This window comes from Arthrobacter echini, from assembly GCF_004803505.1.
GTDB classification, from domain to species: Bacteria; Actinomycetota; Actinomycetes; order Actinomycetales; family Micrococcaceae; genus Arthrobacter_D; species Arthrobacter_D echini.
Map to the genome: position 1 here is coordinate 1 of NZ_SSWH01000008.1, position 25,920 is coordinate 25,920.

The window sequence follows — 25,920 nt, forward strand, 5'->3', positions numbered from 1 at the left end:
TGGCCACCACCACCAAAGGAACCCTCACCCTCTACCCCGGAACCGGCATGCCCACCAACCCCGGCTACACCACCCCCAAACCCGCCGGAAAACTCTAACCCCACCACACCAACACCCGGTGGACCCCAGGCGACGCGACCGTGGTCAGCGTCCATCATCTCCGTTGCGATTCTTCGCGGCGGAGATGATGGACGAATACAGGCTGATCAGGCGTTCGACACCGGCTTTCGCGTCATGTTCCCCGGAGACGAATCCCGGACCATCCTGCTGCCTTGCCGCATTCTCAGGATCATCGAGAGCCTGGACCACCGCATGGGCTACGGCGTCGACGCTCGAAGCGGACGACTCGCGAAGGAGGGGGTAGAAATCTCGATCGGCGGTGGTGACCAGTGGAACTCCGATCGACAGGGCTTCGAGCTCGCTCACGGAGAGAATTTTGGTCATCTGTCCGATCACCACCGACGCAGTGGCCAGCCAGGCCTGAAATTGATCCGGCGGCATCTTCGGTACCAGACGTATGCCGGCCGCTGCAGCCTCGGATGCCCGCTCCCCCCAGTCCAGCCCGATCAATTCGACCCGGGGGTGGAGCTCGCGGACACGTCGTGCGACCTCGAGTTGCTGGGTCGCACCCTTCACATCGTCCCAGCGGGAAGCAAACACGACACGGTCCCGTCGGGGATGCCACGCCGGCAGGGCATCGGTTCGTATGGTGACCGGGAAGTACTGGCCACGATCGGTGAGATTGTGCACGTGCGAGGTGAGATCGGGGGTGGAGTAGAGGACTGCATCAGCGTGCTGGACGCCGTACTCAAGCTTGCTCGCCCAGCCGTCGTACTGACGAGACCGCACGTCCGTACCATGGAAATGGAGAACCCACGGTGCCCTGAGCCACCGCATATGTGGGGACAATCCACCGGTGTGGAGGTGCACGACGTCGTGATGCGCACTCTTCGCGGCGAGGGTCGCGTCCCAAAGAACAGGGCGCGTGCGCAGCACGGGGTGCCTGAGGACACCGGTCCACTGGCGTCGGTAGTACCAGGGAATCCCCGTCATCGACCAGGACTGGCCCATCTTGTTGGCAGCATCGACGAGGTTCCGTCCCACATTCGCTGCGTCGTGTACATGAAGCGCTCGCACATGTGAGATATCGGCCGGTGTCACGGAAGGATTCCGGTCAGTTTTCGCACAGCGTCCTCCCACGGTCCGGTGACCTCTTCGGCACTCAGCGGGCGTGCCGCTCGATGAGAGGCCTGCTTCATTTCAGCCACTGACTCCGGCGTGAGGTCCAGCAGGACTCGCGCGACCGACTCGGCGTCGAAGTCATCGGCAACCACTCCGACGTCGTACTGGCGGACGACGCGTTCCATTTCCGGGGACGGGCCGATCACGATCGCCAGTCTCGCCTGAACGAACTCGAACAGTTTGTTCGGAAGAGCATGGAGCAGATTGAAGGTGCTCGGCGGGCAGATGAAGATGCCCACATCGTAGTTCTGCAGCATGGGGACTATCTGATCGAACTGCACCGGAGGTTTCATCCGTACGGCACCATCGGGAACCGCCGCGGAACGCGCCGTCAACTCGTCGATGTACTTCTGCTCTCCCGGCACCATGACGAGATCGAGGGTTGCAGTGCCAGGGCGCAGTTCGTTGGCGCGAGCCACTGCATCGATCATGATCTCGATTTTCCGCCCTCGTCCTGCAGCGCCCGTATGGATCAGTCTGAGCGGCGTCTGAACCTCCGTCGGACTGTATCGATCCTCGTAGCTGGAGGCGTTGGGCACCACCTGTGGCTCAGGTATACCGTAAACGCGCGCATATTCCTCCGCGATCCCCTTCGCCACGGTCGTAGTCGAATTGACCCTGGTAACATATTTGCGCGCCGCCCAGTGCATGAATGGGCCGACGAGAAGCTTCCATTGCAGCCGGTCCTCGCCCTGACGAGGGGCGTACTCGTGGAGATCGGCGTGAACACCCATCGCAGGGCGCAACGCCAGGGCAAGTGGCACCGCGATCACATCGTTGGCAATTACGACATCGACCGACCGGACGGGAATTGCTCCCCGGACGAACAGGATTCTTTCCGAGTCGAAATATAACTTCTCGTAGAAGCGCGCGGCCAGAAGAACTGCAGTCGACTTGAAGTCCTTTCGCCATGGTTTGAAATCATCCGGAATTTGTACATGCTCGACGACGCCCGTCGGCGACTCACCGTAACCACAAGAGATGACGTCCGCGAACTCACTGAGTAGTTTGATCTGCCTGAGCACCCTCGGATCCCGGATGATGGGCGAAAACGAAAGAACCAAAACACGTGGTCTCAACTCGGGAACATCTTTGTCAGTCATCAGTCCAACCATTCCACTACCCTTACCCACACAACGATCTCGGACAATTCAGGCGAGACCTGCCAGCGCCGCCTGCTTGGCGAAGTCGGGCATCTGCGCGACGACTTCGTCGAATGTTCCCTGGCTGGCCAACTGTCCATCGGCGAAGAAGAAGACGACATCGCTGTCCTTGATAGTCGACAGTCTGTGCGCCACTGTGATGGTCGTGACGCTGCCTGCCAGGTTTCGGATCGCCTCGGTCACCGCGGCCTCGGTCGACGTATCGAGCGCACTCGTCGCTTCATCGAGCACCAGAACTGCCGGATCGCGATACAGTCCGCGAGCAATACCAAGGCGCTGACGCTGCCCGCCCGAAAGAGCCATTCCCCGTTCGCCTGCGGCTCCGAAGATGCCGTTGGGCCTGGATTCGACAGCTTCAAGCATTTGCGCCCGGCTTAGAGCACGGCGCACGCGGTCCACGTCGACCTCGTCAGGATCCCAGGTGAGCGCGACGTTCTGGGCTATTGACGCGTCGAACAGTGAGACCTCCTGAGGAACGTACCCCACTCTCGACCGCCAGGAGTGAAGCACTTGCTGAAGTGGCACACCGCCGATGAGAACGTCACCTGAGCTGGGCAGCAGCAGTCCGAGCAGAAGATCAATGAGTGTCGACTTTCCTGCACCCGAGGCACCGACGACGGCGACGCGTGAACCGGCGGGTATCTTCATGGTGACGTCCACGAGCGCAGGAGCGTCCGTGTGTGGGTAGCTGAAGCGGACATCCGTGAGGACGATGTCGGGAACCCCGACGGGAAGCACACCCTGGTCGGGAGATTCTTGGTCCTTCGCTCGCGCCTCTGCCTCCTTGATGTCCTCCAGCACCTGCTCCGCGAAGGGCGTGCTGGAATGGACTGTCGAGAGGATCGATTGGAAGCGCGTCAGCGCTGGAACTATCCGGAAGCCGGCAACACCGAACAGCGCTATGGCAGCGAGAGTGTTGCTCACCGGGTCCACGTCAGCAGGACTCGTGAAGTATCCGACGATACCCACGAGCATGAATCCTCCGATGAGAGCAGACTCGAGGACGAAACGCGGAACCTGTCCGAGGAAGAGTGCCATGGAGCGGGCCTTGGCGGACTGGATCCGGTTCGCGTGCACAGCTTTCTCCACGTCAGCCGTCGCACCCTTCAGCGTCACCTCTTTGAGCGCACCCATAGCCTCCGTGATCAGCCGCACCGTCCTCAGGGAGAATTGGCGATTACGCTGCCCGTTCGCCACCGCACGCTTGGAGATGCCCCGGGAGAGGAATATCGCGACGAGTCCGAGATAGATGATCGCGGTGACCGCCGTGATCCAGTTGCTCACCAACAACACGATGACGACGGCAAGGACCGTGACCAGTTCGCCCGCCAGCCCCATCGAAGGCATGAGGACCCCGGAAACGGTGATGGACACTCCGGAATCCACCGATCTGACAAGTTCCGAGGAGTTACGCTTCAATCGGTCCACCCACGGCGCGCGCATGTAGGCGGCGAGCAGCCGATCGCCGATCGACACCTCGTGGGCCGCAAATCTCGACGTGGCGATACGCAGCAGGAGTACGTTCAGCGCGCTCTTGATGATCACCAGTGCACAGAAGACCGCCAGCACGACTGCGTAGCCCGAGACGGAATCGATGACGACAGGACCGAATTCCACCGGATTGTCCGCGATGATGCCCGACATTGTCACGGCCAGCAGCCCGAGGGCTACGATGTCGATCAAAGCCAACGAGGACGAGAGAACTGCATATCTGATGAGGAACTTACGCGCTGATCGGGGCAGAACCTCCAACAGCCTGCGATTGATCCGGACCAGTGCATTCACCGGTTGTCCGCCCGTCGGGTCCCGTACTCGCCAGCAACGCTCCCGTTCTCCACGTTCCGTGACTGGCGCACCAGCCATGGCTTGTCCGCCTCGTCAAGCGCGATCCTGCGTGAAAGCTTGGTCAGCGTCGCTTCGAACTGACGAAACCGTTGATGCGTGGTGGACATGTACACCAGAAAGGCGACGATGAAGGCATAGAGCATCAAGTCAGTGCCGCGACCCACTCCGACGATCCTGGCAAGCTCGGTCAACGCTTCAGGGAAGAAAATGGAGAAGACCGCCGCGGTGGCGAACAAGAGCACCATGATCCTGCGAATGGCCATGTGCTTCGCATTCGATCCGCCACGGATCAACACCAGGGAGAAGAAGACGACGACAAGGAGGAGGACTATCTGGACGACTATGAGCATATGAGTTACCTAAAGAGCAGGTCCGCGAGGATGTTGACGGAATTGAGAAGGGGCTGTCCCTTGGATTTCGAGTAGTCGGTGTAGACGATTTCCACCGGATGTTCCGTCCAACGTGGTTTCAGGACCGAGAGCACATGTATCAGTTCGGAGGCGTGAGCCATCCTGTTCTGGGTGAGATGGAGATTCGAGGTGACCTGTCGATCGAACGCGCGAAGCCCATTGTGCGCATCGGTCAGATTCATGCCGGTGCTCCAGCGAATCTGGGCGGCCGCCATGCGTAGAACGAGGTTCTTCATCACGCCGAGCTTTGTCCTGCCGTCGAGGAAGCGCGAACCGAGCACGACATCGGCTTCTCCTGACTCAATTCTCCGCACCATGGCAACGGCGTCGGCAACGCGGTGCTGACCGTCGGCGTCGAACGTCACTACCGACGATGTTTCTGGGTCCTGTAGTACGTACTCGAAGCCGGTCTGCAGCGCCGCGCCCTGGCCCAGGTTCACCGGATGCTGCACGACGGTTGCCCCTGCTGCGCGCGCAACACTGGCCGAAGCATCCGTGCTGCCATCATCGATGCAGACCACGTGCCGAAACGTGAGCAGAAGCTCCTCAACCACTGAACCGATGACCGGAGCCTCGTTAAACAGAGGGATAACGATCCAGGTACGGCTCACCCATCCAGTATCACATAGTTCGAGTTGGACGATGGAAGAGCGAGTGAGATGCTTTCTGTAGGGCAGGGCGACGACACGATGTCGCGGAGGTTAGCTCCATATCTGACTCGTGGCGTGCGGTGCTTCCATACAGTTCAGAACAGTCCATCATCCATCGGGGCCCGCGCTCGCGCAGCCGGCACGACTCCATTGACGTCTGGTCAAGAATCAACGAGAGTTCCGATCGCCTGAAGACAAATCAGCGGGCGCTGCGGTTACCGATAATCGGATTGGCTTGCTCGGAGCCGTGGGGACATAGCACATTCCAGGGCTCGTAATGGAAATACCACATTTGCCCGCTCGTACCAGCACAAGACCGTTATCAATAGTTGCACGCTATCCAGTTGAAGGAGCTCAGATGTCGTGGTTGGGCCTTTTGCCGACCCTGGCAACAGCGACTGCGCTGCTTACCCTTCCGGGCCTTGTGCTCACGGCAGCATTCAACATCAGAGGCCCCCTCTCTGTCGGTCTTGCGCCCGTTTTCTCAGTGGCAGTCACAGGGCTCTCCGCCGTCCTCCTATCGCTCGCCGGGATCCCATGGTCGCTGGTCACCTTCCTGCTGGCACTTGTCGGGATCGTCGTCATCACGCTCCTGGTCAAGCATTTCGTGTTCCGACTCAGCTGGTTCCGCCTTCCCCGTCACGTTGATTGGCGAACCACCCTCGGTGCTACAGCAGGTCTGCTGGCGGGAGGTGTCGCCTCTGCTCTCAATCTCATCCTGATCTTCGGCAGCCCGAGCAACCTTGCCCAGCGATACGACAACGTGTACCACCTCAACGCAGTGCGCTGGGTACTCGAACAGGGTGACGCGTCCACCCTGACATTGGGACGCATTCTGAATCCGACTGCCGACATCGCGGTGTATCCAGCCGCCTGGCACGGGTTCGCCGCATTGATCGTGGACGTGACGAACCAGCCCATCCCCGTTGCCGTCAACGCACTCAACATCGTCATCGCCTCACTGGTGTGGCCGGTCGGCGTCATGCTTCTCGCGCGCATCGTCTTCGGAGCACAAGCGGTTTTGATCGCCCTGACCGGTGTGTTCTCCGCCGGGTTCACCGCTTTTCCCATAGGTCTCATCGACTTCGGACCGCTCTATCCGAACCTGCTGTCCTACGCCGTTCTGCCGGCAGCTCTCGCGCTGGCGATCCTGATGCTCAAGGTACGACCACGCGATGACAATACGTACGGCGTGATCCTGCTGGCGTTCTTGACCGCGATCATCGCGCTGATGTTCGCTCAGCCGAATGGCTTCACGGCTCTCCTTGCGCTGTCGCTGCCCGTCGCGATCTTCAGCTGGTTCCGCTGGGTCAGAGCGGGTCTCAGCAGGCGCGGCGGGCGCGGAATACTCCTGCCGCTACTCATCGCTGCCCTGTTCGTCACGGGTTTCATCGTCACCTGGCGGGCCCTGCTGATCGGCTACGACACCTGGCAACCCTTCACCCGCTACGCCAGCGCTATCGGACAGGCGATCACCAGCGCTCCTCACGAGCGCGGCGTCCCTGTTGTCATTGCGGTCTGTACCGCGGTCGGTCTGATTCGCCTCATAAGGGACGGGGGCTACGGGTGGCTCCTCGGTCTCTACGGAGTTGTCGTAGCGCTCTACGCGGTCTCCGCTGCCGAGCCTCGAGGAGCCTTACGCTACGTCGTCGTGGGCAGCTGGTACCAGGATCCGCAGCGCCTGGCCTCTCTCCTCCCACTACCCACCGTGCTGATTGCGGCATTCGGAGCGTCAGGAATTCTGCTCTGGCTGTGGGCGAGATTGCTCAGCGTCTCCTCCGCTCCATCACGGGGTCTCAAAGTGGCAGCGGGCACGGTGGTCGCCCTTGTGGCGGTCCTGGGTGGTCTCGGGAGCCAGCGTGGTCCGATCGATGAGATGGTGGCCGAGAGCAGGCAGAACCACACGTGGGAGGGGAACCCGACCATCCTCTCGCTCGACGAGCTGGCTCTGCTGGAACGCTTGGACGACGAAGTGCCGGAGGACGCGGTGATCGCCGTCAACCCGTGGAACGGCGGAGCTCTCGCCTACGCGATCAGCGGACGGGCCGTGACCCAGTACCACATGAGTTCGAGGCCGCTCCCGCCTGATCTCTCGGTCCTGGCGCAGAACCTGGATGATGCGAGATACCGATCGGAAGCCTGCGCCATCGCCCGGGAGGAACGGGTCGAGTACGTCCTCGACTTCGGGGACTTCTACCTCCTCGATCTGCCTGAAGCCGAGAACTACCCGGCGTTCGACGACATCGACGACCCCTCGGCTCTGGAGCTCGTCGACGAGGAGGGCGACGCCCGGCTGTACCGCGTGGCGAGTTGCTTCGACCCCGAGCGCGGCTCGATCTGAAGGGAGCGCTCAGCCGGCGCGAAGGTGACCGATGGCTTCACTCACCGTGCCGTCCTGCACGATTCGTCCGTGCTCGAGGACCACGCCCCGCTCACATACCTTGCGCACCATGTCGAAGTCATGGCTGACCACGACGAGGGTCTTGCCCGCCTCGTTCAACTCCTTGATCTTCGCAAGGCACTTCTTCTGGAACGGCTCGTCGCCGACCGCCAGGATCTCGTCGATCAGGAAGATGTCCGGGTCCGTATGGACTGCAACGGCAAAAGCCAGCCTCAGATACATTCCTGACGAGTAGAAGCGGACCTCGGTGTCGATGAACTCCCCGATCTCGGAGAACTCGACGATCGAGTCGAACTGTTGCCGGATCTCCTTCTCGGTCATCCCGAGGATGGATCCGTTGAGGAACACGTTGTCCCTGCCGCTGAGATCGGGATGGAAGCCCGCACCGACCTCGATCAGGCCGGCAACCCGCCCTCTGATCCGCACCGTGCCGGCGTCGGGGAGCATGACGCCCGAGATGTGCTTGAGCAGGGTCGACTTGCCGGATCCGTTGAAACCGAGCAATGCCACCGTCTCCCCCTGCTGGATGGTCAGGGACACGCCCTCGAGGGCGGAGAACTTCCGGCTCAGGTCGCCCCGACGCCCTTTGAGCAGCCACAGCACGGACTCCTTGATGGATCGCGTATGGCGCATGACGAAACGCTTGTCGAGATTATCGATATCGATCGAGACCGGCATGTGTCACAGCTCCTGGGCGAATCGGCCCTCGAGCCGACTGAAGAGTAGTTGCCCGAGCAGGACCACGAGGATCGACACGACCAGACCGATCGGTACCCAGACGGACAGGAAGGACGGCGGCAGGCCCTGGGTCTGTTCCGCGGTCGGCATCCAGAAGGCGAAATGGAAGGACTCGACGCCGATGGTCAGCGGATTGAGGAGGTAGATCTGCAGCGCGGTCTGCCCCAGCTGATCCCGCACCATGGTCCACGCGTACAGCACGGGTGAGGCCCAGGTAGCAACCATGAGCAGCATGTCGACGAAATTCTCGGCGTCCCTGAAATAGACGTTCACGGCGCCGAAGATCAAACCGAGTCCGGTGGCCAGCAGTGCAACGATCAGGAATCCAAGGACCGCAGTACCGAGTTGGAGGACGGAAGGAGTCCAGCCGGTCAGAAGGCATGCCACCACGAGGATGACCATCTGGGGGAGGAAATGGATCCCGGATACCCAGATGGCCGACACCGGGAAGAGCTGACGCGGCAGGTAAATCTTCTTGATCAGACCGCCGTTGGTGACGATCGACCGCGAGGCATTGCTCAGGGCCTCCGTGAAGAAATTGATGAGCACGATTCCGGAGAAGAGATAGATGGCGTAGTTGGGCAGTCCGGCGGGGTTGCGCTCACTCTGCTCCAGTCCGAGGAAGATGCCGAGGGCGATGTAGAAGACGACGAACTGTACCGCGGGCTTGACGTACGACCACAGCAGACCGAGCACCGATCCGCGATAGCGGACCTTGATCTCCTTGTCGACCAGCAGCTTCAGCAGGAATCTGCTCCCGACGACATCACGGAGCCCGGCACTGTGTCCCGGTGAGACCAGGCCGACTGCATCATCATCCCGGCTCGAGGAACCTGCCGTCACTCCGTGGTCCTGCCGGCCGAAGGATCGGCGGGGGTGTCCATGCCGAAGGTGTGCCGCCACGCCTGCTGCGAGGTGAAGTCCGGCAGGGCAGCGCGGTACTGCTCGGCGAGTTCGTCCCACTTGAGGTACAGCCGACGATGCAGGTCGGCGCTCCGCAGCGCCAGCTCGCGCGCTTTCTCGGCGTCGCGCTTGTGCCAGGATGCCCCGGTGCCGTCCGAGGACGTGACCAGGGCCGAGTCGAGCTGGGACAGCCGCCACCAGCGCGCATCGACGGCCGCGACATGTGCTTCCGGATTGTGGGTCGCGGTAGCGGCGACGGGCTTCAGCTGATAGGCGGCGCTCGCGAGCAGTCGGGCGACTGCTGCCGGACGGCTGCGTGCCGGCGTCGGACTCTTGCCCTTGTGCGGTGGCTTGCTGCGCTTGACCGGCGGGAAGTCCGCGAGGTCCTTGGACACCTTCGCGTCGTCGAACCGGGAGCGTGTAGCGCGTACCTCGCCCAGCTTCGAGCCGATGGTGCGGTGCAGGTGGTCAGGGCCGTCGAGTACGTCCTCGAGTGCCTGAAGCCTCAACTCCACCGCTGAGTACTGCATCGAGAGCAGATGACGGGCGTCGACGCCCAGCGACTCCTTGGGCATCCGCCCGCCCCGCTTGTAGGGCGAGTAGACGAGGGTGGCCACCCAGCGGTTCCGCTGGTGGTAGTAGGCCTGCCAGTCGATCGTGTCGTCCTTCTCCGTCCAGGGCATGTGCCACACCGCCGCACCGGGCAGGGTGACGGTCGTGAATCCGTGCGACTTCGCCCGGATGCCGTATTCCACATCGTCCCACTTGATGAACACGGGCAGGGCGAGGCCGATCTCCCTGATGATCTCGGTCGGGATGAGGCACATCCACCAGCCGTTGTAGTCCACGTCCACCCGCCGGTGCATCCACGGCGTCGTACGCAGATTACTGGCCGCGAAGTCGTGACCCTCGCGGGTGTTCTCCGCTGCGCCGTAGCTGAAGCGGTACTGCTGTACGGACTCACCGAAGTTGTGCATCACGGCGCGCTCGAAGAGATTGAACATGTGCCCGCCCACAATCGTGGGGTTGCGGGTGAAGTCGGCGAACTGGGCGGCGCGGAGGATACCTTCGGTCTCCATCTCGACGTCGTCGTCGAGCAGCATGACATACGTGCTCTGGCCGTCGTCGACGGTCTCGAGCATGCCGCGGGCGAACCCGCCCGAGCCGCCCAGGTTCGGCTGCTCCACGATTGTCAAGCGATCCCCCAGACCCTCCGCCGCTACCTCGATCCCGGTCTCGTCCCGGACTCTCTGCGTCCCCTGGTCGGTGACGATGACCCGATGCAGGACCTCGAGAAGCTCCGGCGAGGCGCCCAGTGCCCCGAGGTTGCGTACGCAGTAGTCGGGACGGTTGAAGGTCGTCACGGCGATCGACAGCTTGCCGGGACGGAAGCCCTCCGGCTCGGGAACGCTCCACTCGGCACGCTCGAGCAGGACCGAACTGCCGTGCGCTGTGAGGTCGAACCAGTACCAGCCACCGTCCCCGAAACTTGTGATCGGGAGCTCCACGACCACCGGCGCCGACCCGGAGCCGGTGCGGGTACTGCTGACGCGGTTGGCGGTACCGCGGGAGGTCGACCGGTAGACGACGACGGTCGCATCACCCTCCAGCTCGACGGTCAGGCGTACCGTACGAACGCTCGTATGTGCCTGCCAGTAGCTCGCCGGAAAGGCGTTGAAGTAGGTGCCGAGTGATACGCGCTGATGTGCGGGGAGCGAGAAGCGCCGTCGGTCCACGACGTAGTCGGGCCGTACATCGGCTGCCCCGCCCGCCGTCACAGCCGGCTCCGCGCTGCCTGACCTGAACTCCGGAATGCGCTGCGGGTCGTTGAAGTCGACATACAGGGGCATGGTGTCGAGGTCCGCCGCCTCGGGGAAGACCACGCGGTGGACTGCTGTCCAGGTAGTCGCTCCGGCATCCGTGGTCGTCTTCTGATCGGTCGTCGCCGTGGTGCTCACGCGTCTACTCCTCCACTTTCGAGCGGGGCGCCGCCACTGAAGTGGGGCTTGATCTTGTTGTCGTACATGGTCAGGGCGGATCCGATGGCCATGTGCATGTCCAGATACTTGTACGTGCCGAGGCGTCCCCCGAACAGAACGGCTTCCTCCGCCTTCGCCAGATCGCGGTAGGCGAGCATCTTCTGACGGTCATCCGCCGTGTTGACGGGGTAGTACGGCTCGTCGCCCGATTCGGCGAAGCGGGAGAATTCACGCATGATCAGCGTCTTCTCCGTCTGGTACTTGCGCTCGGGATGGAAGTGGCGGGGTTCGATGATTCTGGTGAACGGCGTGTCCGCATCGTTGTAGTTGACCACCGAGGTCCCCTGGAAATCGCCGGTGTCCAGGATCTCCTGTTCGAAGTCGATGGTGCGCCAGGACAGCTCGCCCTCGGCGTAGTCGAAGTACCTGTCCACCGGACCGGTGTAGATGATGGGCACCGTCCCGACGAGTGCCCTCTTGTTCAGTGGTTGCGACTCGTCGAAGAAGTCGGTGTCGAGTTGCACGGTGATGTGCGGATGGTCCGCCATGCGCTCGATCCAGACCGTGTACCCGTCCGTGGGAAGGCCCTCGTACGTGTCGTTGAAGTACCGGTTGTCGTAGGTGTAGCGCACCGGCAGGCGCGAGATGATACCGGCCGGAAGATCCTTGGGGTCGGTCTGCCACTGCTTGCCCGTGTAGTGCTTGATGAACGCCTCGTACAGGGGCCGTCCGATCAGCTGGATGCCCTTGTCGTTCAGATTCTGCGGATCGGAGCCGGCGAGCTCCCCCGCCTGCTCCCGGATCAGCGTGCGGGCCTCGTCCGGTGTCAGATTGGCTCGGAAGAACTGGTTGATCGTGGCGAGGTTGATCGGCAGCGAGTAGACCTCGCCGTTGTGGACCCCGTAGACCTTGTGCACGTAGTCGGTGAACGTGGTGAATCTGTTGACGTACTCCCAGACCCTCTCGTTCGAGGTGTGGAAGAGATGCGCTCCGTACTTGTGGACCTCGATACCGGTCTCGGCGTCGCGCTCGCTGTACGCATTCCCGCCGATGTGGTCGCGACGATCGATGACCAGTACCTTGAGTCCCAGGTCCGAGGCCGCTCGTTCCGCGATGGTGAGGCCGAAAAAGCCTGCGCCTACGACGACGAGGTCAGCATTCACGAAGTCTCCTGATACGTGGGTAGGTGCGGGCAGCAAGAAGTAGCGCCTGCCGCTCAAGGATACCCGACCATGCACTGCCCTCCTCCGAAGGTCCTGGAGCACCTACGAAATCGGGAGCAGGATGGGCTTTCTGGCGCGGCGGAGGCGCCTGGGACGGTGCCGGGGCTCCACCTGTCGTGACCTAGAGTTGCAGCATGCGTCCGAGCATTCTCTGTATCTCCTTCTCCGACATCCAGGCGGACGCACGCGTCCTGCGCCAGCTCCAGATCCTTTCGGAATTCGGTGACGTGACGACGCTGGGATACGGAGACAAACCGGTTGCCGCTGTCGATCACCTGCAACTCGATGCCTCACTCCCGTCACTACCGCAGACCGCCTCCGGTGTCGCGCTGCTGGCAGTGCATGCTTTTCGGAGAGTCGAACTGGCTGCTCCCGCCATGCGGGCATCGCTTCGGCTCACCGCCGGCCGTTCCTTCGATCTGGTGGTCGCCAATGAGGCACGCGCTCTCCCGCTGGCTCATTCGATTGCCGGCAAGGCTCCGGTGTGGGGCGACATGCACGAGTGGGCCCCCGAGGAGCGCATCCATGTACTGTCATGGAGGCTGCTCGTGAAACCCTTCATGACCGCGGTCTGCGCTGAGTATCTGCCGCGCTCAGCTGCCATCAGCGTGGTGAACGACTCGATAGCTCGCCTCTACGAGAGGCAGTTCGGTAGCTCCACTGTGACTGTCCGGAATGCTCGACCCTTCGTGGACCTGCAGCCCAGCGCCGGGCTACCGGGAATCGTCCGGCTGGTGCACAGTGGTGCAGCCATCCCGGGACGCAACCTCGAGGGGATGATCTCGGCGGCGAGGAAGCTAGGACCGGGCTATACCCTCGACCTCTACCTCGTTCCGGCTCGCGATGGCGGCAAGTATCTCCGTGTTCTCGAAGGACTGGCTGGAGAGGCGGACAACGTGACCATCCACCCGCCGGTTGCACCTGATGAGCTTCCTGACACCCTGAATCAGTACGATGTCGGCGTCTTCAGCCTGCCACCCCGGACCCGTAATCACGCACTGATGCTGCCGAACAAGTTCTTCGACTTCGTTCAGGCGCGCCTCGCGGTCGTGTTCAGCCCGTCACCCGAGACATCACGGCTGATCAGTGATCACCGCCTCGGCACCATCGCACGTGATTTCTCCGAGGAGGCACTGGTCGATGCGGTTCGTGGGATGAGCAGGGAGGATATTGAGCGGTTCAAGGCGAATGCGCATGCCGCAGCACGCATTCTCAGTTCTGATGCTGATGAGGCAGTCCAGCGAGGCCTTCTGCGTCGACTGTTGGACTGACCTCGGCAGAACGCGAATAGACCCCGTAGCTGGAAGCTACGCGCCGGCGTTGTCGTCGAGTCGAGCAACGACATCGGCTACGCCATCACCGACCCGCGTGAGCGAGTAGTTGGCTTCGACCCATCGAGCCAGGCGTCGTCTCTCGCTCTCCGGTAACGGCGTCGTGAGGAGACGCCGCATGGCCGCTGCCACATCGTCTGCATCCCAGTCCGCACTGAGGCCAAGGTCTTCTTCGTCCACGATGTCCCTCAGCGGGCCGACCCCCGCATAGATCACCGGAGTCCCGCAGCTGAGGCTGACGAAGGCCTTGGTGGCGAACGCGAAATCGTACCCCTTCGCAGGCCGCACCGATGCCAGCCCGGCAACCGCCCCGCGCAGCACGCGCGAAAGGAGTTCGCTGCCGACCGTGCCCGGGAACTCGATCCGCCCTGCGGAAGGCGCCGCCCGATCCAGGAGTTCTTCCCGCTCGACGCCTTGCCCGTACATGAGCAGGCGGACATCCGGGAAGTCGGACATCACCTTCAGGAAGCCGTCGATGAAGACACCCGCACCCTGTATCTCGGACATCGTTCCCGCATAGACGAAGTACCGGCCCTCGTGGGGCGAGTCTTCCCCTTTTCGGGAGAATTTGAGTGTGTCCACTCCTGTGCCGACATTCACCACTCGCTCAGGATGATGCGTGAGGCCCACAACGGCCTCCGAGACTCCGGATGAAACGGTCAGGACATACTCGGCGGCAGAGAGGACATATCGCTCCAGCGTACGAAGCACGAATACGATCGGTCGAGCGACGCCGATCCCCGCAGCGGCAACGGAACTCACATCAGCGGCGAAGTAGACGTAGGGCCGACGACGCACTGCTGTCGCCAACCGGACCATCAGCCCGGTCGTGGGCGGTGGTTCGACAATCACGACATCGAACGACGCACCAAAAATCAAGCGGAACAGGAGCGGCACGTCGAAACTGGCGTACTGGAGGTATCCGCGGACAGCGCCCGTTCTGTCCCGTAGGACGGGCCATCTCCGAACACCTCGGGTTGATCGCTCCGCTCCGCGCGTTCGGGTCGTGTAGACGACCACCTCGTGCCCGCGCTTCTCCAATTGGCGGACCATCGCCGCCAACCGGTAGGCGGCGGCCCCGGTCTCGGGCTCGAAGATGCGCGTCGCGACGACGATGCGAAGTGCCACGGCTAGAGGTCGCGCACGACGCCGTCGCGTGCCGCCTCGATGATCGCCTCGGCCACGCGCAGCGTGTTCAGCCCCTCGTGCATGGTCACCGTGTTGTCGGCGACACCGAGCGCTGCGTCGCGGAACGCCTCGAGTTCGGAGCGCAGGGGTTCCCTCTTCGTCAGAGCCAGCCGCGTGATGTTGCCCTCGGAGACTCCCCTGAAGTTGGAGACGGCTTCCCACTCCGTGGTGAACGTCCCGTTCTCGTAGAACGTGAGGTCAGCGGTGAGCGTGTCCGCGACGAAGGCGCCCTTCTCCCCGGTGACGACGGTGAGTCGTTCCTTCATGGGCGAGAGCCAGTTGACCAGATGGCTGGTGATGACGCCGTTCTCAAGCTGACACGACGCAGTGACCATGTCCTCGTGCGGGCGACCGGATCGGGTACTGGTCCGCGCCGATACCGAGGCGAAAGGCGATTGCGCCAGCCAGGAGGTCAGATCGATGTCGTGCGTCCCGAGGTCCTTGACCACGCCGACGTCGGCGATCCTGGCCGGGAACGGTCCCTGCCGTCGGGTGGCGATCTGGTACACCTCGCCGAGATCGCCTGCGGCGATGCGGCTCCGCAATGATTGCAGCGCGGGATTGAAGCGCTCGATGTGCCCCACAGCGCCGACCAGTCCGGCACTCTCGAAGGCGTCCACCAGATTCAGACCCGCGTCGACGGTATCCGCGATGGGCTTCTCGACCAGGGTGTGCACGCCTGCGGCTGCCAAGGCGAGCCCGACACTCTCGTGCAGACCGGTGGGCACCGCGCACACGGCCAGGTCGAGGCCCTGCTCGATGAGCTCGTCGATGGAACCACAGAGCGGGAGACCACCGGCGGCTCCGTGGGGGTCACCGTAGGCGTCCCCCACCGCGACGAGCTCGAGGCCCTCCACCTCCCGTATCGCCCTGGCGTGGTTCCGCCCCATCATCCCCAGCCCGATGAGACCGACTCTGAGCTCAGCCACCGGTCATGCACCAGCCTTGGCCAGGGCATTGACGGCCGTCACGATCCGGTCGAGGTCCTCGGTGTCGAGCGACGGGTGGACGGGCAGGGACAACACCTCCCGCGCTGCGATCTCCGTATTGGGAAGATCCTCCTTCCGGTCGAAGGAGGGCAGCCGGTGATTGGGGATCGGGTAGTAGACGCCGGAGCCGATGTTGTACTCGTCCTTCAGGGCAGCGGCGAAACCGTCCCGGTCCTCTTCCACCCGGACGGTGTACTGGTGGTACACGTGCACCGCGGCCTCGGCCACGGCGGGCGGCACCACACCCTGGATGTTCTCGGTGAGGAAGGCTGCGTTGGACTGGCGCTGCGCCGTCCATCCGCCCACCTTGGTCAGCTGGACCCGGCCGATCGCGGCGTGGAGATTCGTCATGCGCGCGTTGAAGCCCACCAGCTCGTTCTCGTACTGGCGCTCCATGCCCTGGTTCCGCAGCAGGCGCAGGCGTCGCTCGATGCCCGCGTCCCCCGTGGAGACCATGCCACCTTCACCGGAGGTCATGTTCTTCGTCGGGTAGAGGGAGAACATGGCGAAGTCACCGAACGTGCCGACCTGCTGCCCGTCGAAGGAGGCTCCGTGCGCCTGGGCTGCATCCTCGAACAGCGCTATCCCACGTTGATCGGCGAGTGCCCGGAAGGCAGTGAGATCCGCCGGATGTCCGTACAGGTGCACGGGCATGATGCCCCTGGTCCGCTCGGTGATCAGACTTCCCACATGATCGACGTCGAGGCAGTAGTGGTCGAGCTCGATGTCCGCGAAGACGGGTGTAGCGCCCGTGAGGGCAACGGAGTTCGCGGTCGCCGCGAACGTGAACGACGGGACGATGACCTCATCGCCCGGACCGATACCCGCGGCGAGGAGCCCCAGGTGGAGTCCGGCAGTGCCGGAGTTGACCGCGACGGCCCCACGGCCGTCGAGGAGCACGTCCGAGAACTCCTTCTCGAACTCCGCCACCTCGGCACCCTGCGCCAGCATCCCCGAGACCAGTACGGCATCGACCGCGGCGCGCTCCTCGTCGCCGACGATCGGCTTCGCTGCCGGGATGAATTCGTTGCTCATGCCTCTACTCCTAGTGGTGTCAGGTGTCCGTTCGATTCCTCGTACCGCTCGGCCGTCTCGGGGCAGACCCAGACGCCGTCGTCGTCGCGCAGTGGGTGTCCGGCACGACCGACCCAGCCAACGCGTCTGGCCGGTACCCCCGCGACCAGCGCGAAGGGCGGAACATCCTTCGTGACCACGGCCCCTGCGGCCACCGTGGACCAGGCCCCGATCGTCACGGGGGCGACGCAGACGGCGCGAGCGCCGACGGCCGCCCCCTGCTCCACGGTCACGCCGACCGGCTCCCAGTCGTCCGAACTCTTCAGGGCGCCATCCGGCGTGATGGAACGGGGGTACGTGTCGTTCGTCAGGACGACGGCGGGACCGATGAAGACCCCTTCCCCCAGGACGGCCGGTTCGTACACCAGGGCGTAGTTCTGGATCTTCGAGTTGGTCCCGACCGTGACACCGGTGCCCACGTAGGCCCCGCGCCCGACGATGCAGTTCTCGCCCAGGTGGGCGTCCTCACGGACCTGGGCGAGATGCCAGATCTTGGACCCCTGTCCGATGACGGCCTGCGGTGAGACGTCCGCCGTCTCAGCGATGTAGCTCACGGTGAATCGCTTTCTCTCGACGGGCTGCGTGGAAGGGCGCGGTGACGCTGTCGAAGCCGAGAAGTCTCACTCGATCAGGCCTTGCCGATGACGCGGTAGTCCACGTCGGCCCACTTCTCGGGGCTACTGACCCGGCGTCCGTCGATGAACACCTTGATCCCCGGCAGATCGGCGGAGGACAGTTCCGCGTACTCCGGGTGGTTGGCCTGCACCACGGCGGCATCGACCGGTTCGCCCAGCTGGTAGGGCGTGAAACCGAGCTTCGTCAGTTCCTCGTCGGTGTACATCGGATCGTGCACCATCGTGACCGCGCCGCGTGAGGTGAGGGCTTCGACGGCAGCGAAGACGCCCGAGAACGCCGTCTCCTTGACGCCCCCGCGGTACGCGGCGCCGAGCACGACCACTTTCGCTCCCTCGAGGTCTCCGTACACACCCTCGAGGAGACCGATCGTGTAATCGGGCATGCCCGCATTGGCCTCCCGTGCGGCCCGCACCACGGTCGCTGCGGGGTCGTTCCAGAGATACAGCCGCGGATAGACGGGGATGCAGTGACCGCCCACCGCTATCCCGGGCTGGTGGATGTGGCTGTAGGGCTGGGAGTTCGACGCCTCGATCACCTGGTAGATGTCGATACCGACGGTCGAGGCGTACCGGGCGAACTGATTGGCCAGCCCGATGTTCACGTCGCGATAGGTCGTCTCGGCCAGTTTGGCCAGCTCCGACGCCTCGGCCGCGCCCAGATCCCAGACGCCGTTCCCGCGCGGCAGATCGGGGCGCTCGTCGAAGTCGAGGACGGACGTGTAGAACTCGACGGCGCGCTCTGCTCCGGCGGGGGTGAGACCACCGACGAGCTTCGGGTACTTGCGCAGATCCTCGAAGACCCTACCGGTCAGCACGCGCTCCGGGGAGAACACGAGGTGGAAGTCCTGCCCCTCCACGAGTCCGCTGCCCGATTCGAGGGCGGGCTTCCAGCGGTCCCGTGTGGTCCCCACGGGGAGCGTGGTCTCGTAGGACACGAGGGTGCCGGGTGTGAGGTGCCTGGCGAGTTCGGCTGTCGCCGCGTCCATCCACCCGAAGTCGGGCTGGGCCTCTGCATCGACGAAGAGGGGAACCACCAGGACGACGGCGTCCGCCCCCGGTACGGCGTCAGCGTAGTCAGTCGTGGCGCGGAGCTTTCCTGCCGGCACCAGCTCCGAGAGCTTCTCCTGAAGATGGGCTTCACCCGGGAACGGCTCACGCGCGTCGTTGACGGTCGCCACCACGGTCTCGTTCACGTCGACGCCCACCACCTCGTGGCCCTTCGAGGCGAACTGCACCGCCAGCGGCAGGCCGATCTTGCCCAGGGCTATGACAGCAATTTTCACGTAGGAGCACCTTTTCGTCTTCAGTGTTCCGCCCGGACGCGGCGGAATAGTCCGTACCAGCGTATAGGCAATCACGGTCACCACCGTGCGCGGTATCGGGGTGAGCCTGCTGCACCAGATGTGGCGCGATCACCGCTCGCGCGGCGTCGTCGCGCACCGCGGGGATTTGTCCACATGAGCTGCGGGGGCACTGCAGCCGCGGACCCGACCACCCTACCGTCGACATGAACACAACCGGACAGGAGGTCCTGTGGATCGACACGTCACCGTCGTGAACGCGCCCGGATCGGCGTCCCCCACCCGGGAGATCGTCATCGACACCGAGGTACTGCGCACGGGCGATGCTCTTGCCGACCGTCTCGCGGGCGCGGGCCACACTCCTCCCTTCACCGTGAACGGGGCGCAGCTGAGGTCCCTGGCCCGGGTCTCGGATGACGTGCAGGACGGCGCGGTCATCGTGTGCGGAGTCGAGCCGGCTCCACCCGGACACCAGCGGCTCCCCCACCTGGTGTTCGTCGTCCGCTCCGGACCGGACGCGGGGCAGGTGATCCCCCTGACCCGTGGCAGCTACAGCATCGGTCGTGCCGAGAGCGACATCGTGGTCGCAGATCCAGCCATGTCCCGCCACCAGGCGCTCCTCAGGGTGGGCGAGCACGCGATAGAGCTGGAGGATCTGGATTCGGCGAACGGGACGTTCGTCGACGGCGAGCGCATCACGACGGCGGCCGTCTCCGTGGCGCAGACACTCCGATTCGGTGAGAGCGGGTGCAGCATCGAACTGGCCGACGGCGCCGAGTGGGCCCCAGGTCCTCACGATGTCCTGACACCTCTCGCCCTCGGTCTCGACGTGCCCGCACGACCGTCCCGGATCCTCGTTCTCACGGCCTTTCTTCCGCTGCTCCTCGGCGTCGTCCTGGCCCTGACCACCGGGATGTGGTTCTTCCTCGCCTTCAGCGCCCTGTCCGCTGTGACCGGGATGGTCCCGCTGCTGACCTACCGCCGCACTGCTCGGGTCTTCGCCCGACGAGTGTCCGACGCCGCGGAGCAGGACCGAGTGCGCCGTACCGGGGCTGTCCCTGATCCGGGCCAGACCGCCCTGGACGCGCTTCGATGCGGCGCCGACCTGCATCGCGGACCCTGCGGAACCTCGGGCGAACAGCCTGCATCGACGCTCGCGCTGCTGCGCCTCGGGCTGGCGCGGCAGCCGGCGCACCTGTCGGTAGCGCGGGCCGAACCGGCCTTCACCCCGCCCCTGCTGCCACCGGTCCCGCTTCTGGTGCCGTGCTCGGCCCACGACGACGACGCCGCTCCGAGGACCGTCACGATCACCGGTGGCGCGGGAGCCGTCCGGGCTCTTGCGCATGCTCTCCTCCTGCAGTTGGCCCACCCCGGCGCGGCTTCACCCCCTGTGCTGTGCTGGGGCGGGATCGGCGACGTGCCGCAGAACGCCCGGTTCCTGCCGAACGTGCGGCTCACCCATGACCCGAACGTGCTCGGCTCGCACGTGTGCCGTCCGACGCTCGTGCTCGTCCTCCAGTTCTCGGAGGATCTTCCCGATCTTGGTGCGGCGCCCGAGGTCTGCGTCGTGCGGTTCCTCGCCGGCGACGAGGCGACGCCGATCGTCCCCGCCGCCGGGGACCGGATCATGATCCGCTCCGGCTCCGCACGAGCCCGCATCGACGGTGCGGAGTACGACCTCAGCGTCGATGGTGTCTCTCCCCGGGCCTTCGAGCGGACCGCCCGCCTGATCGCCCGATCGGTGACACCGGGAACAGCACCACGGGCGCGGGAGGCCGCAGGCGCACTCCCGCCATCGGCCTCCCTGTGGTCCGAGGCGATCACACCGCGGACTCTTGCGGCAACGGCGGCGCAGCAGTGGGCGAGCGCCCCACCGGACCACCCCGTCGCCCGGCTCGGGCAGGACTCCGGCGGCGGGTTGTCACTGGATCTCGTGAAGGACGGACCCCACCTCCTGGTCGCCGGGACCACGGGCTCCGGGAAGTCGGAATTCCTCAGGACTCTCGTCCTCGGACTCGCCATGAGTCAGCCACCACACCTGCTGACCATGCTGCTGATCGACTACAAGGGAGGCTCCGGGCTTGCCGCTCTGGCCGCTCTGCCACACTGCGTCGGAGCCCTGACGGATCTCTCGTCGGAGTCCACCGCGCGTGCCCTGACCTCGTTACGTGCAGAACTCCGACGTCGGGAAGGCCTGTGCGCCGATCACGGGGTCTCCGACCTGGGCGAACTGCGTGTTCATGCAGCAGCGGCCTGCCCTCCGCGGCTCGTGGTCGTCATCGACGAGTTCAGGATGCTGAGCGAGGACGTTCCCACCGCCGTCCAGGAGCTTCTCAAGATCGCGGCCCTCGGGCGCTCCCTCGGTGTTCATCTGGTGCTGGCCACGCAGCGCGCGCAGGGCGCCGTCACGCCTGAGCTGCGGGCCAACATCACGTCCGCGGTGCTGCTGCGGGTGCAGACCGCAATGGAGTCCCATGATCTCCTCGGCTCGGGGGCGGCTGCGGAGATCGAAGTCGATTCGCCGGGCAGGGCCTACCTGCGCCGCGGTGGAGAGGCCCCGGTCGCCTTCCAGGTCGCTTCCTCCTCCACCCTCCCGGACCGCTCCACATCCATCGGATGGCAGGACCTCGCCGCGTATCTCGAAGGAGAAGCTCCGGTCCTGCCGGCCGGCGGTGACGGCGAACCCGACGGGCACCTCGACAGATCCGACGCCACCCCCGCTGCAGGGGTCCTCGATGCAGCTGTCGCAGCTCTCGGTGTTGCTGCAGGAAACACGCGACGGGTGTGCCTCCGACCGGTCCTGCCTCCGCTCCCCACGCAGCTGAGCGAGGCGGGAACGTCCGGAGTCTCCCCGGTACCTCTTCCCGGGGGTCTCCCTGGCCGGGCACCGCTCGAGGGCACGGTACCCCTGGGAATCGCCGACTACCCCGAGGCGCAGGACCAGCGCCTGCTCCGGTGGAGTCCCAGGGCCCACTCGCATCTCGCCCTGGTGGGCCTGGTGGGCAGCGGAGCTGCTGCGGCTCTGGTCTCCGTGGTGACACGTCTGCCGGGTACCGATCCCGATGTTCATCTGTACGTCCTGGACGGTGACGGAACACTGGCGGCGTGGGCCGCCGCAGGCAGTCCCCAGCTGGGGGCCTATGTGCGCTCCGACGAGATACGCCGTGCTGCCCGTGTCCTCGACCGTCTGGCGTCCCGTCCTCCGTGGGACGCGAGCACTCCGACCCACATCCTCCTGGTGATCACGGGGTGGGGTCACTGGTGCACCAACTTCCGGCAGGGGCGCGGTGCACGGGCGGAGGACGACCTGCACTCCCTGGCCCGCGACGGGGCATCCCGCGGCGTGAGCGTTCTCCTGACCGGCGACCGCGAGCTGACGACGGCCCGCTTCTTCGCCCACCTGCCCAATCGCGTATATCTTCCGCTCGGCGCCCACCAGGAGACGACGATCACCTGGCCGAAGCTCCCGCCGCTCGATGCGGTCGCCGGCCGCGGCTTCGCGCAGGGTCCCATCATGGGCACTCACGGCGAGGGCGCGTGCCAGCTCGTCACCGAACCCGGGCGCGGGGAGCATCCCGGTGTGTCGCCGGCACGCACTCCGGCGCTGACCCCGTTCCCCGTCCATCCACTGCCGGACCTGGTCCTCCTCGATCAGCTCCGGAGTCCGCCCACCACTGGACAGGGCCGGCGGACCGATGCCATCCCGCTGGGAGTGTACGGCGATGACCTCGCCACGTTCTCCGTAAACCTAAGTCCCGGCGAGGTGTACCTCGTTCTGGGACCTCCCGGTTCCGGACGCTCGACGGCCCTTCGGGTTCTCGCCGAATCCGCGGAGCGGGTGCAGCGGCAGAGGCGCATCCTCGCGGCACCCGCCGCCGCCGATACCGCCGACTACTGGCGTGGTGTCGGGGACCGGGGCATCGACCGGATTCCACCGGAGATGAGCACCCTGCTCGTCGACGACGTCGACCAGCTTCCGGCGGACGTGCAACAGATCCTCGCCGCTCTCGTCGCCCGGGGCGCCGCCGCGGTGCTCTGCGCAGCGCCCGGCCCTGCCCTGCTGACCCGCGTTCCGCTGGCACTGCAGGCACGCGGATCGGGTCGCGGATTGATCCTGGGGCCCAGGACCCCCGCCGACGGGGACTTCTTCGGGGTGCGTCACGAGGTAGAGGGCCGGACCACCGCCGGACGCGCGTGGGCCTGCGAGCCGGGCGGCGTCGTCGACGTCCAGATCGCCCGGCTCCCGGACGGGTCGCTGCCGGTATGCAGCGAGTCGGACCCCGGAGCCGACGGGGCTAGAGCATTCTTCCGGCACCCGAGACCCGCACGGTGAACCGGACGACCGGTTTCGAGAAGAGGACCACGATCACCACGGCGGCCGGAACGAGCAGCAGGACGCCGAACAGCGGGTTTCCCGACGAGAAATAGGGGAACGAGAGGATGACCAGGAACACCTGGACCACGAGGGCCGGAGACCGCGGCCAGCGGAAACCCAGGCTGAGCCTATGGGCGAGTGTGACGAGCCCGGCCGCGACCAGTATCAGCAGAACGGTCATGAAGACCGATCCGCCCACCGACAGGGGGTTGGCGCCGAAGATGGTCAGGACGAAGCGCACCGCAAGAACCATGAGCGCCACTGCCTGGACCGTCAGGACGCCTGCGATCACCAGGACACCGGGAGGGCGGGACGATGATGGCGGCGCTGGATCGACACTCACACCCGAACCCTACCTGAATCCCCTCACCGGCTCCGAGGCGCTGTTCCGCCTCGTTCGAGCGAGGACATCGGCCCTGCCTGTGACGGAACCCTCACCTGTCAAGGCAAAGAGGGATCGGAAAACCCTTGTTTACCCCTTGCGAACATGACAGCCTTAAAACCAGTTGAGACCAATTGAGACCAGGGGGCCGATACAGGCCCCTTTACTATGACCCCCCTCGTGAATGTTTTCACAAACAGGTGCGAAGAGGCCTAAGGAGAATGTGATCATCATGGATTGGCGAAGTCGCGCAGCCTGCCTGGACAAGGATCCGGAACTGTTCTTCCCCGTCGGCAATACCGGACCGGCACTGCTGCAGATCGAGGAGGCCAAGAGCGTCTGCCGTCGCTGCCAGGTGCAGGAGACCTGCCTGCAGTGGGCCATCGAGACCGGGCAGGATGCCGGAGTGTGGGGCGGGATGAGCGAGGACGAGCGCCGGGCGCTCAAGCGCCGTGCGGCGAGAGCGCGCCGCGCCTCCTGAGGACCGGAGCGTAACCCGCCCGACAATGAACCCGACGATAAACAGGGCAGGAACATCGGCAGGAACATAGACAAGGAGGGCCGCCTCAGGGCGGCCCTCCTTGTCGTTCACGAGATCTCGGGTGAAGGCAGTGTCAGTTCGAGAATCACCGTGGTTCCTCCGCCGTGCCGGCCGCTCCATGCGATCGTCCCGTTGAGTTCGCTCGTGACGAGGGTCCTGACGATCTGCAGACCGAGACCCTCGGCATGACCTCCGGGGGGAAGGCCGACTCCGTCGTCGGAGATGGTGACCTGCAGGATCTCCTCACCGTCCGCCTCGCTGCGTCGATCTGCCCTCAGCCACACCGTCCCGGCTCGCCCGGACAGGCCGTGCTCCACCGCATTGGTCACCAGTTCGTTGATCACCAGGGCGAGCGGCGTCGCAAGATCGCTCGGGAGTTCCCCGAAGTCGCCACTGCGCTCGGTCCGGACCGCCTGAGACGGGGAGGCGACCTCCGCGGACAGGCGGAACTGACGCCCGATCAACTCGTCGAAGTCGACCCGCTGCGCAAGCCCCTGCGACAGCGTCTCGTGCACCAGCGCGATCGTGGAGACCCGCCGCATCGCCTGTTCGAGGCCCAGCTTCGCCTCGTCGCTGACCATGCGGCGCGACTGCATCCGGAGCAGGGCTGCCACCGTCTGCAGATTGTTCTTCACCCGGTGGTGGATCTCGCGGATGGTGGCGTCCTTCGAGACGAGTTCCATCTCGCGACGCCGGAGCTCGGAGACGTCGCGGCACAGCACCAGGGCGCCGAAGCGCTCCTTCTCGTCGCGCAGCGGGATGGCCCTGAGGGATAGGCTCACGCCGTGGGACCCGATCTCGGTGCGCCACGGCATGCGCCCGGTCACCACGAGGGGCAATGTCTCGTCGACGAGCCTGCGGTCCTTGAGCAGCGCCGTCGTGATCTCGGCGAGCGACCGACCCTCGAGTGTCTCCACATCACCCAACCGGCGGAAGGCGGACACCCCGTTGGGGCTCGCGTACTGGACGATCCCGTCGACGTCGAGCCTGATCAGTCCGTCCCCCACCCGGGGCGCACCCCGCCTGGTCCCGGTCGGTGTCGCGAAGTCGGGCCACAGACCGAGGGTCGCCATCTGCAGCAGGTCATCCGCGCACCGCCGATACGTCGTTTCCAGCCGGGACGACATCCTCGACGCGGACAGGTCCAGGTGAGATGTCACCACTGCGACGGTGCGGCCGTTGCGGACCATGGGTACGGCCTGGACCCGCATCGGGGACGCCGTTCCCGATCCGGTCTCGGCGACATGTTCGATCCGCTGGGAGGTCCATGCGCTATCGACGAGCGGCTGCAGATCGGCGCGGATGCGCTCGCCCACGAAGTCGCTGTGGAAGACGGTCTGGGACGTCGAGGGACGCACGTGCGCCAGACTGACATAGCCTCCCTCGACCAGCGGGAACCACAGCGCCAGATCCGCGAAGGCCAGGTCCGCCACCAGCTGCCAGTCCCCTACGAGCAGATGCAGCCATTCGGCATCGCCCGGCTCGAGGTCCGCGTACTGTCGGATGGGGTCCGTGAAAATGGCCATGAGGTCTCTCTGTCACTCGGGCCG

At 64.8% G+C, this 25,920-nt stretch carries 20 protein-coding genes; 4 read left to right on the forward strand and 16 right to left on the reverse strand.

Features of this window, described 5'->3' with window-relative positions; all coding sequences use genetic code 11:
• Positions 1–144: 144 nt before the first annotated feature.
• The 5 genes from E8P82_RS09915 to E8P82_RS09935 all read right to left on the reverse strand — a co-directional run bounded on the left by E8P82_RS09915 (position 145) and on the right by E8P82_RS09935 (position 5,271).
• Entirely contained in the window at positions 145–1,104 is a 960-nt protein-coding gene (locus E8P82_RS09915) for a glycosyltransferase family protein (RefSeq protein ID WP_136454550.1), read from the reverse strand.
• A gap of 53 nt (positions 1,105–1,157) precedes the next feature.
• Positions 1,158–2,345: a glycosyltransferase family protein gene (locus E8P82_RS09920; protein ID WP_136454551.1), complete on the reverse strand. Its 1,188-nt coding sequence runs from the start codon at positions 2,343–2,345 to the stop codon at positions 1,158–1,160.
• 48 nt (positions 2,346–2,393) lie between these two features.
• The gene (locus E8P82_RS09925) at positions 2,394–4,094 is read right to left on the reverse strand and encodes an ABC transporter ATP-binding protein (RefSeq protein WP_246021203.1); all 1,701 of its coding nucleotides are present in this window, start codon (positions 4,092–4,094) and stop codon (positions 2,394–2,396) included.
• A gap of 92 nt (positions 4,095–4,186) precedes the next feature.
• Complete coding sequence (locus tag E8P82_RS09930; RefSeq protein WP_136454553.1) at positions 4,187–4,600, reverse strand: DUF2304 domain-containing protein; 414 nt, start codon at positions 4,598–4,600, stop codon at positions 4,187–4,189.
• A 5-nt stretch (positions 4,601–4,605) separates the two neighbouring features.
• A complete protein-coding gene (locus E8P82_RS09935) occupies positions 4,606–5,271 on the reverse strand; it encodes a glycosyltransferase family 2 protein (protein WP_211096851.1) in 666 nt (221 codons plus the stop codon).
• Between the two features lie 397 nt (positions 5,272–5,668).
• On the opposite strand from E8P82_RS09935, the gene E8P82_RS09940 reads away from it, so the two are divergent.
• Positions 5,669–7,651: a DUF6541 family protein gene (locus E8P82_RS09940; protein WP_342773233.1), complete on the forward strand. Its 1,983-nt coding sequence runs from the start codon at positions 5,669–5,671 to the stop codon at positions 7,649–7,651.
• Between the two features lie 9 nt (positions 7,652–7,660).
• Here the strand turns inward: E8P82_RS09940 and E8P82_RS09945 are convergent, their stop codons facing one another.
• From E8P82_RS09945 to glf, 4 genes are read right to left on the reverse strand one after another with little or no spacing between them, the layout of a single operon-like run.
• On the reverse strand, positions 7,661–8,389 hold the full coding sequence (locus E8P82_RS09945; RefSeq protein ID WP_136454557.1) for an ABC transporter ATP-binding protein: 729 nt from the start codon (positions 8,387–8,389) through the stop codon (positions 7,661–7,663).
• Positions 8,390–8,392: 3 nt separating this feature from the next.
• Positions 8,393–9,292, reverse strand: coding sequence for an ABC transporter permease (locus E8P82_RS09950; RefSeq protein ID WP_425456021.1), 900 nt, complete (start codon positions 9,290–9,292; stop codon positions 8,393–8,395).
• On the reverse strand, positions 9,289–11,310 hold the full coding sequence (locus E8P82_RS09955; RefSeq protein WP_246021209.1) for a glycosyltransferase: 2,022 nt from the start codon (positions 11,308–11,310) through the stop codon (positions 9,289–9,291). The genes E8P82_RS09950 and E8P82_RS09955 overlap by 4 nt, the downstream gene beginning before the upstream one ends.
• Positions 11,307–12,494 carry a UDP-galactopyranose mutase gene (gene glf / locus E8P82_RS09960; protein WP_136454559.1) on the reverse strand — a complete coding sequence of 396 codons (1,188 nt, stop codon included), beginning with the start codon at positions 12,492–12,494 and terminating at the stop codon, positions 11,307–11,309. The genes E8P82_RS09955 and glf overlap by 4 nt, the downstream gene beginning before the upstream one ends.
• A 194-nt stretch (positions 12,495–12,688) precedes the next feature.
• Here glf and E8P82_RS09965 point away from each other — a divergent pair, with 194 nt between their 5' ends.
• Positions 12,689–13,825 carry a glycosyltransferase family 4 protein gene (locus E8P82_RS09965; RefSeq protein ID WP_136454560.1) on the forward strand — a complete coding sequence of 379 codons (1,137 nt, stop codon included), beginning with the start codon at positions 12,689–12,691 and terminating at the stop codon, positions 13,823–13,825.
• A gap of 36 nt (positions 13,826–13,861) precedes the next feature.
• Here the strand turns inward: E8P82_RS09965 and E8P82_RS09970 are convergent, their stop codons facing one another.
• The 5 genes from E8P82_RS09970 to E8P82_RS09990 all read right to left on the reverse strand — a co-directional run bounded on the left by E8P82_RS09970 (position 13,862) and on the right by E8P82_RS09990 (position 19,054).
• Positions 13,862–15,013, reverse strand: a complete 1,152-nt coding sequence (locus tag E8P82_RS09970; protein WP_246021211.1) for a glycosyltransferase — start codon at positions 15,011–15,013, stop codon at positions 13,862–13,864.
• Between the two features lie 2 nt (positions 15,014–15,015).
• Entirely contained in the window at positions 15,016–16,002 is a 987-nt protein-coding gene (locus E8P82_RS09975; RefSeq protein ID WP_136454562.1) for a Gfo/Idh/MocA family protein, read from the reverse strand.
• A gap of 3 nt (positions 16,003–16,005) precedes the next feature.
• On the reverse strand, positions 16,006–17,097 hold the full coding sequence (locus E8P82_RS09980) for a DegT/DnrJ/EryC1/StrS family aminotransferase (RefSeq protein ID WP_136454563.1): 1,092 nt from the start codon (positions 17,095–17,097) through the stop codon (positions 16,006–16,008).
• Positions 17,094–17,690 (reverse strand): acyltransferase, encoded by a 597-nt coding sequence (locus E8P82_RS09985; RefSeq protein WP_136454565.1) that lies wholly within the window; start codon positions 17,688–17,690, stop codon positions 17,094–17,096. The genes E8P82_RS09980 and E8P82_RS09985 overlap by 4 nt, the downstream gene beginning before the upstream one ends.
• A 74-nt stretch (positions 17,691–17,764) precedes the next feature.
• Positions 17,765–19,054 carry a nucleotide sugar dehydrogenase gene (locus tag E8P82_RS09990; protein WP_136454567.1) on the reverse strand — a complete coding sequence of 430 codons (1,290 nt, stop codon included), beginning with the start codon at positions 19,052–19,054 and terminating at the stop codon, positions 17,765–17,767.
• A gap of 250 nt (positions 19,055–19,304) precedes the next feature.
• On the opposite strand from E8P82_RS09990, the gene E8P82_RS09995 reads away from it, so the two are divergent.
• Positions 19,305–23,405 (forward strand): type VII secretion EssC family protein, encoded by a 4,101-nt coding sequence (locus E8P82_RS09995; RefSeq protein ID WP_136454569.1) that lies wholly within the window; start codon positions 19,305–19,307, stop codon positions 23,403–23,405.
• On the opposite strand, the gene E8P82_RS10000 is transcribed toward E8P82_RS09995, so the two are convergent.
• Complete coding sequence (locus E8P82_RS10000) at positions 23,368–23,790, reverse strand: hypothetical protein (RefSeq protein ID WP_136454570.1); 423 nt, start codon at positions 23,788–23,790, stop codon at positions 23,368–23,370. The genes E8P82_RS09995 and E8P82_RS10000 overlap by 38 nt on opposite strands.
• 271 nt (positions 23,791–24,061) lie before the next feature.
• On the opposite strand from E8P82_RS10000, the gene E8P82_RS10005 reads away from it, so the two are divergent.
• Positions 24,062–24,310 (forward strand): WhiB family transcriptional regulator, encoded by a 249-nt coding sequence (locus E8P82_RS10005; protein WP_136454764.1) that lies wholly within the window; start codon positions 24,062–24,064, stop codon positions 24,308–24,310.
• 107 nt (positions 24,311–24,417) lie between these two features.
• On the opposite strand, the gene E8P82_RS10010 is transcribed toward E8P82_RS10005, so the two are convergent.
• Positions 24,418–25,896: a sensor histidine kinase gene (locus tag E8P82_RS10010; RefSeq protein ID WP_136454572.1), complete on the reverse strand. Its 1,479-nt coding sequence runs from the start codon at positions 25,894–25,896 to the stop codon at positions 24,418–24,420.
• Positions 25,897–25,920: the final 24 nt, after the last annotated feature.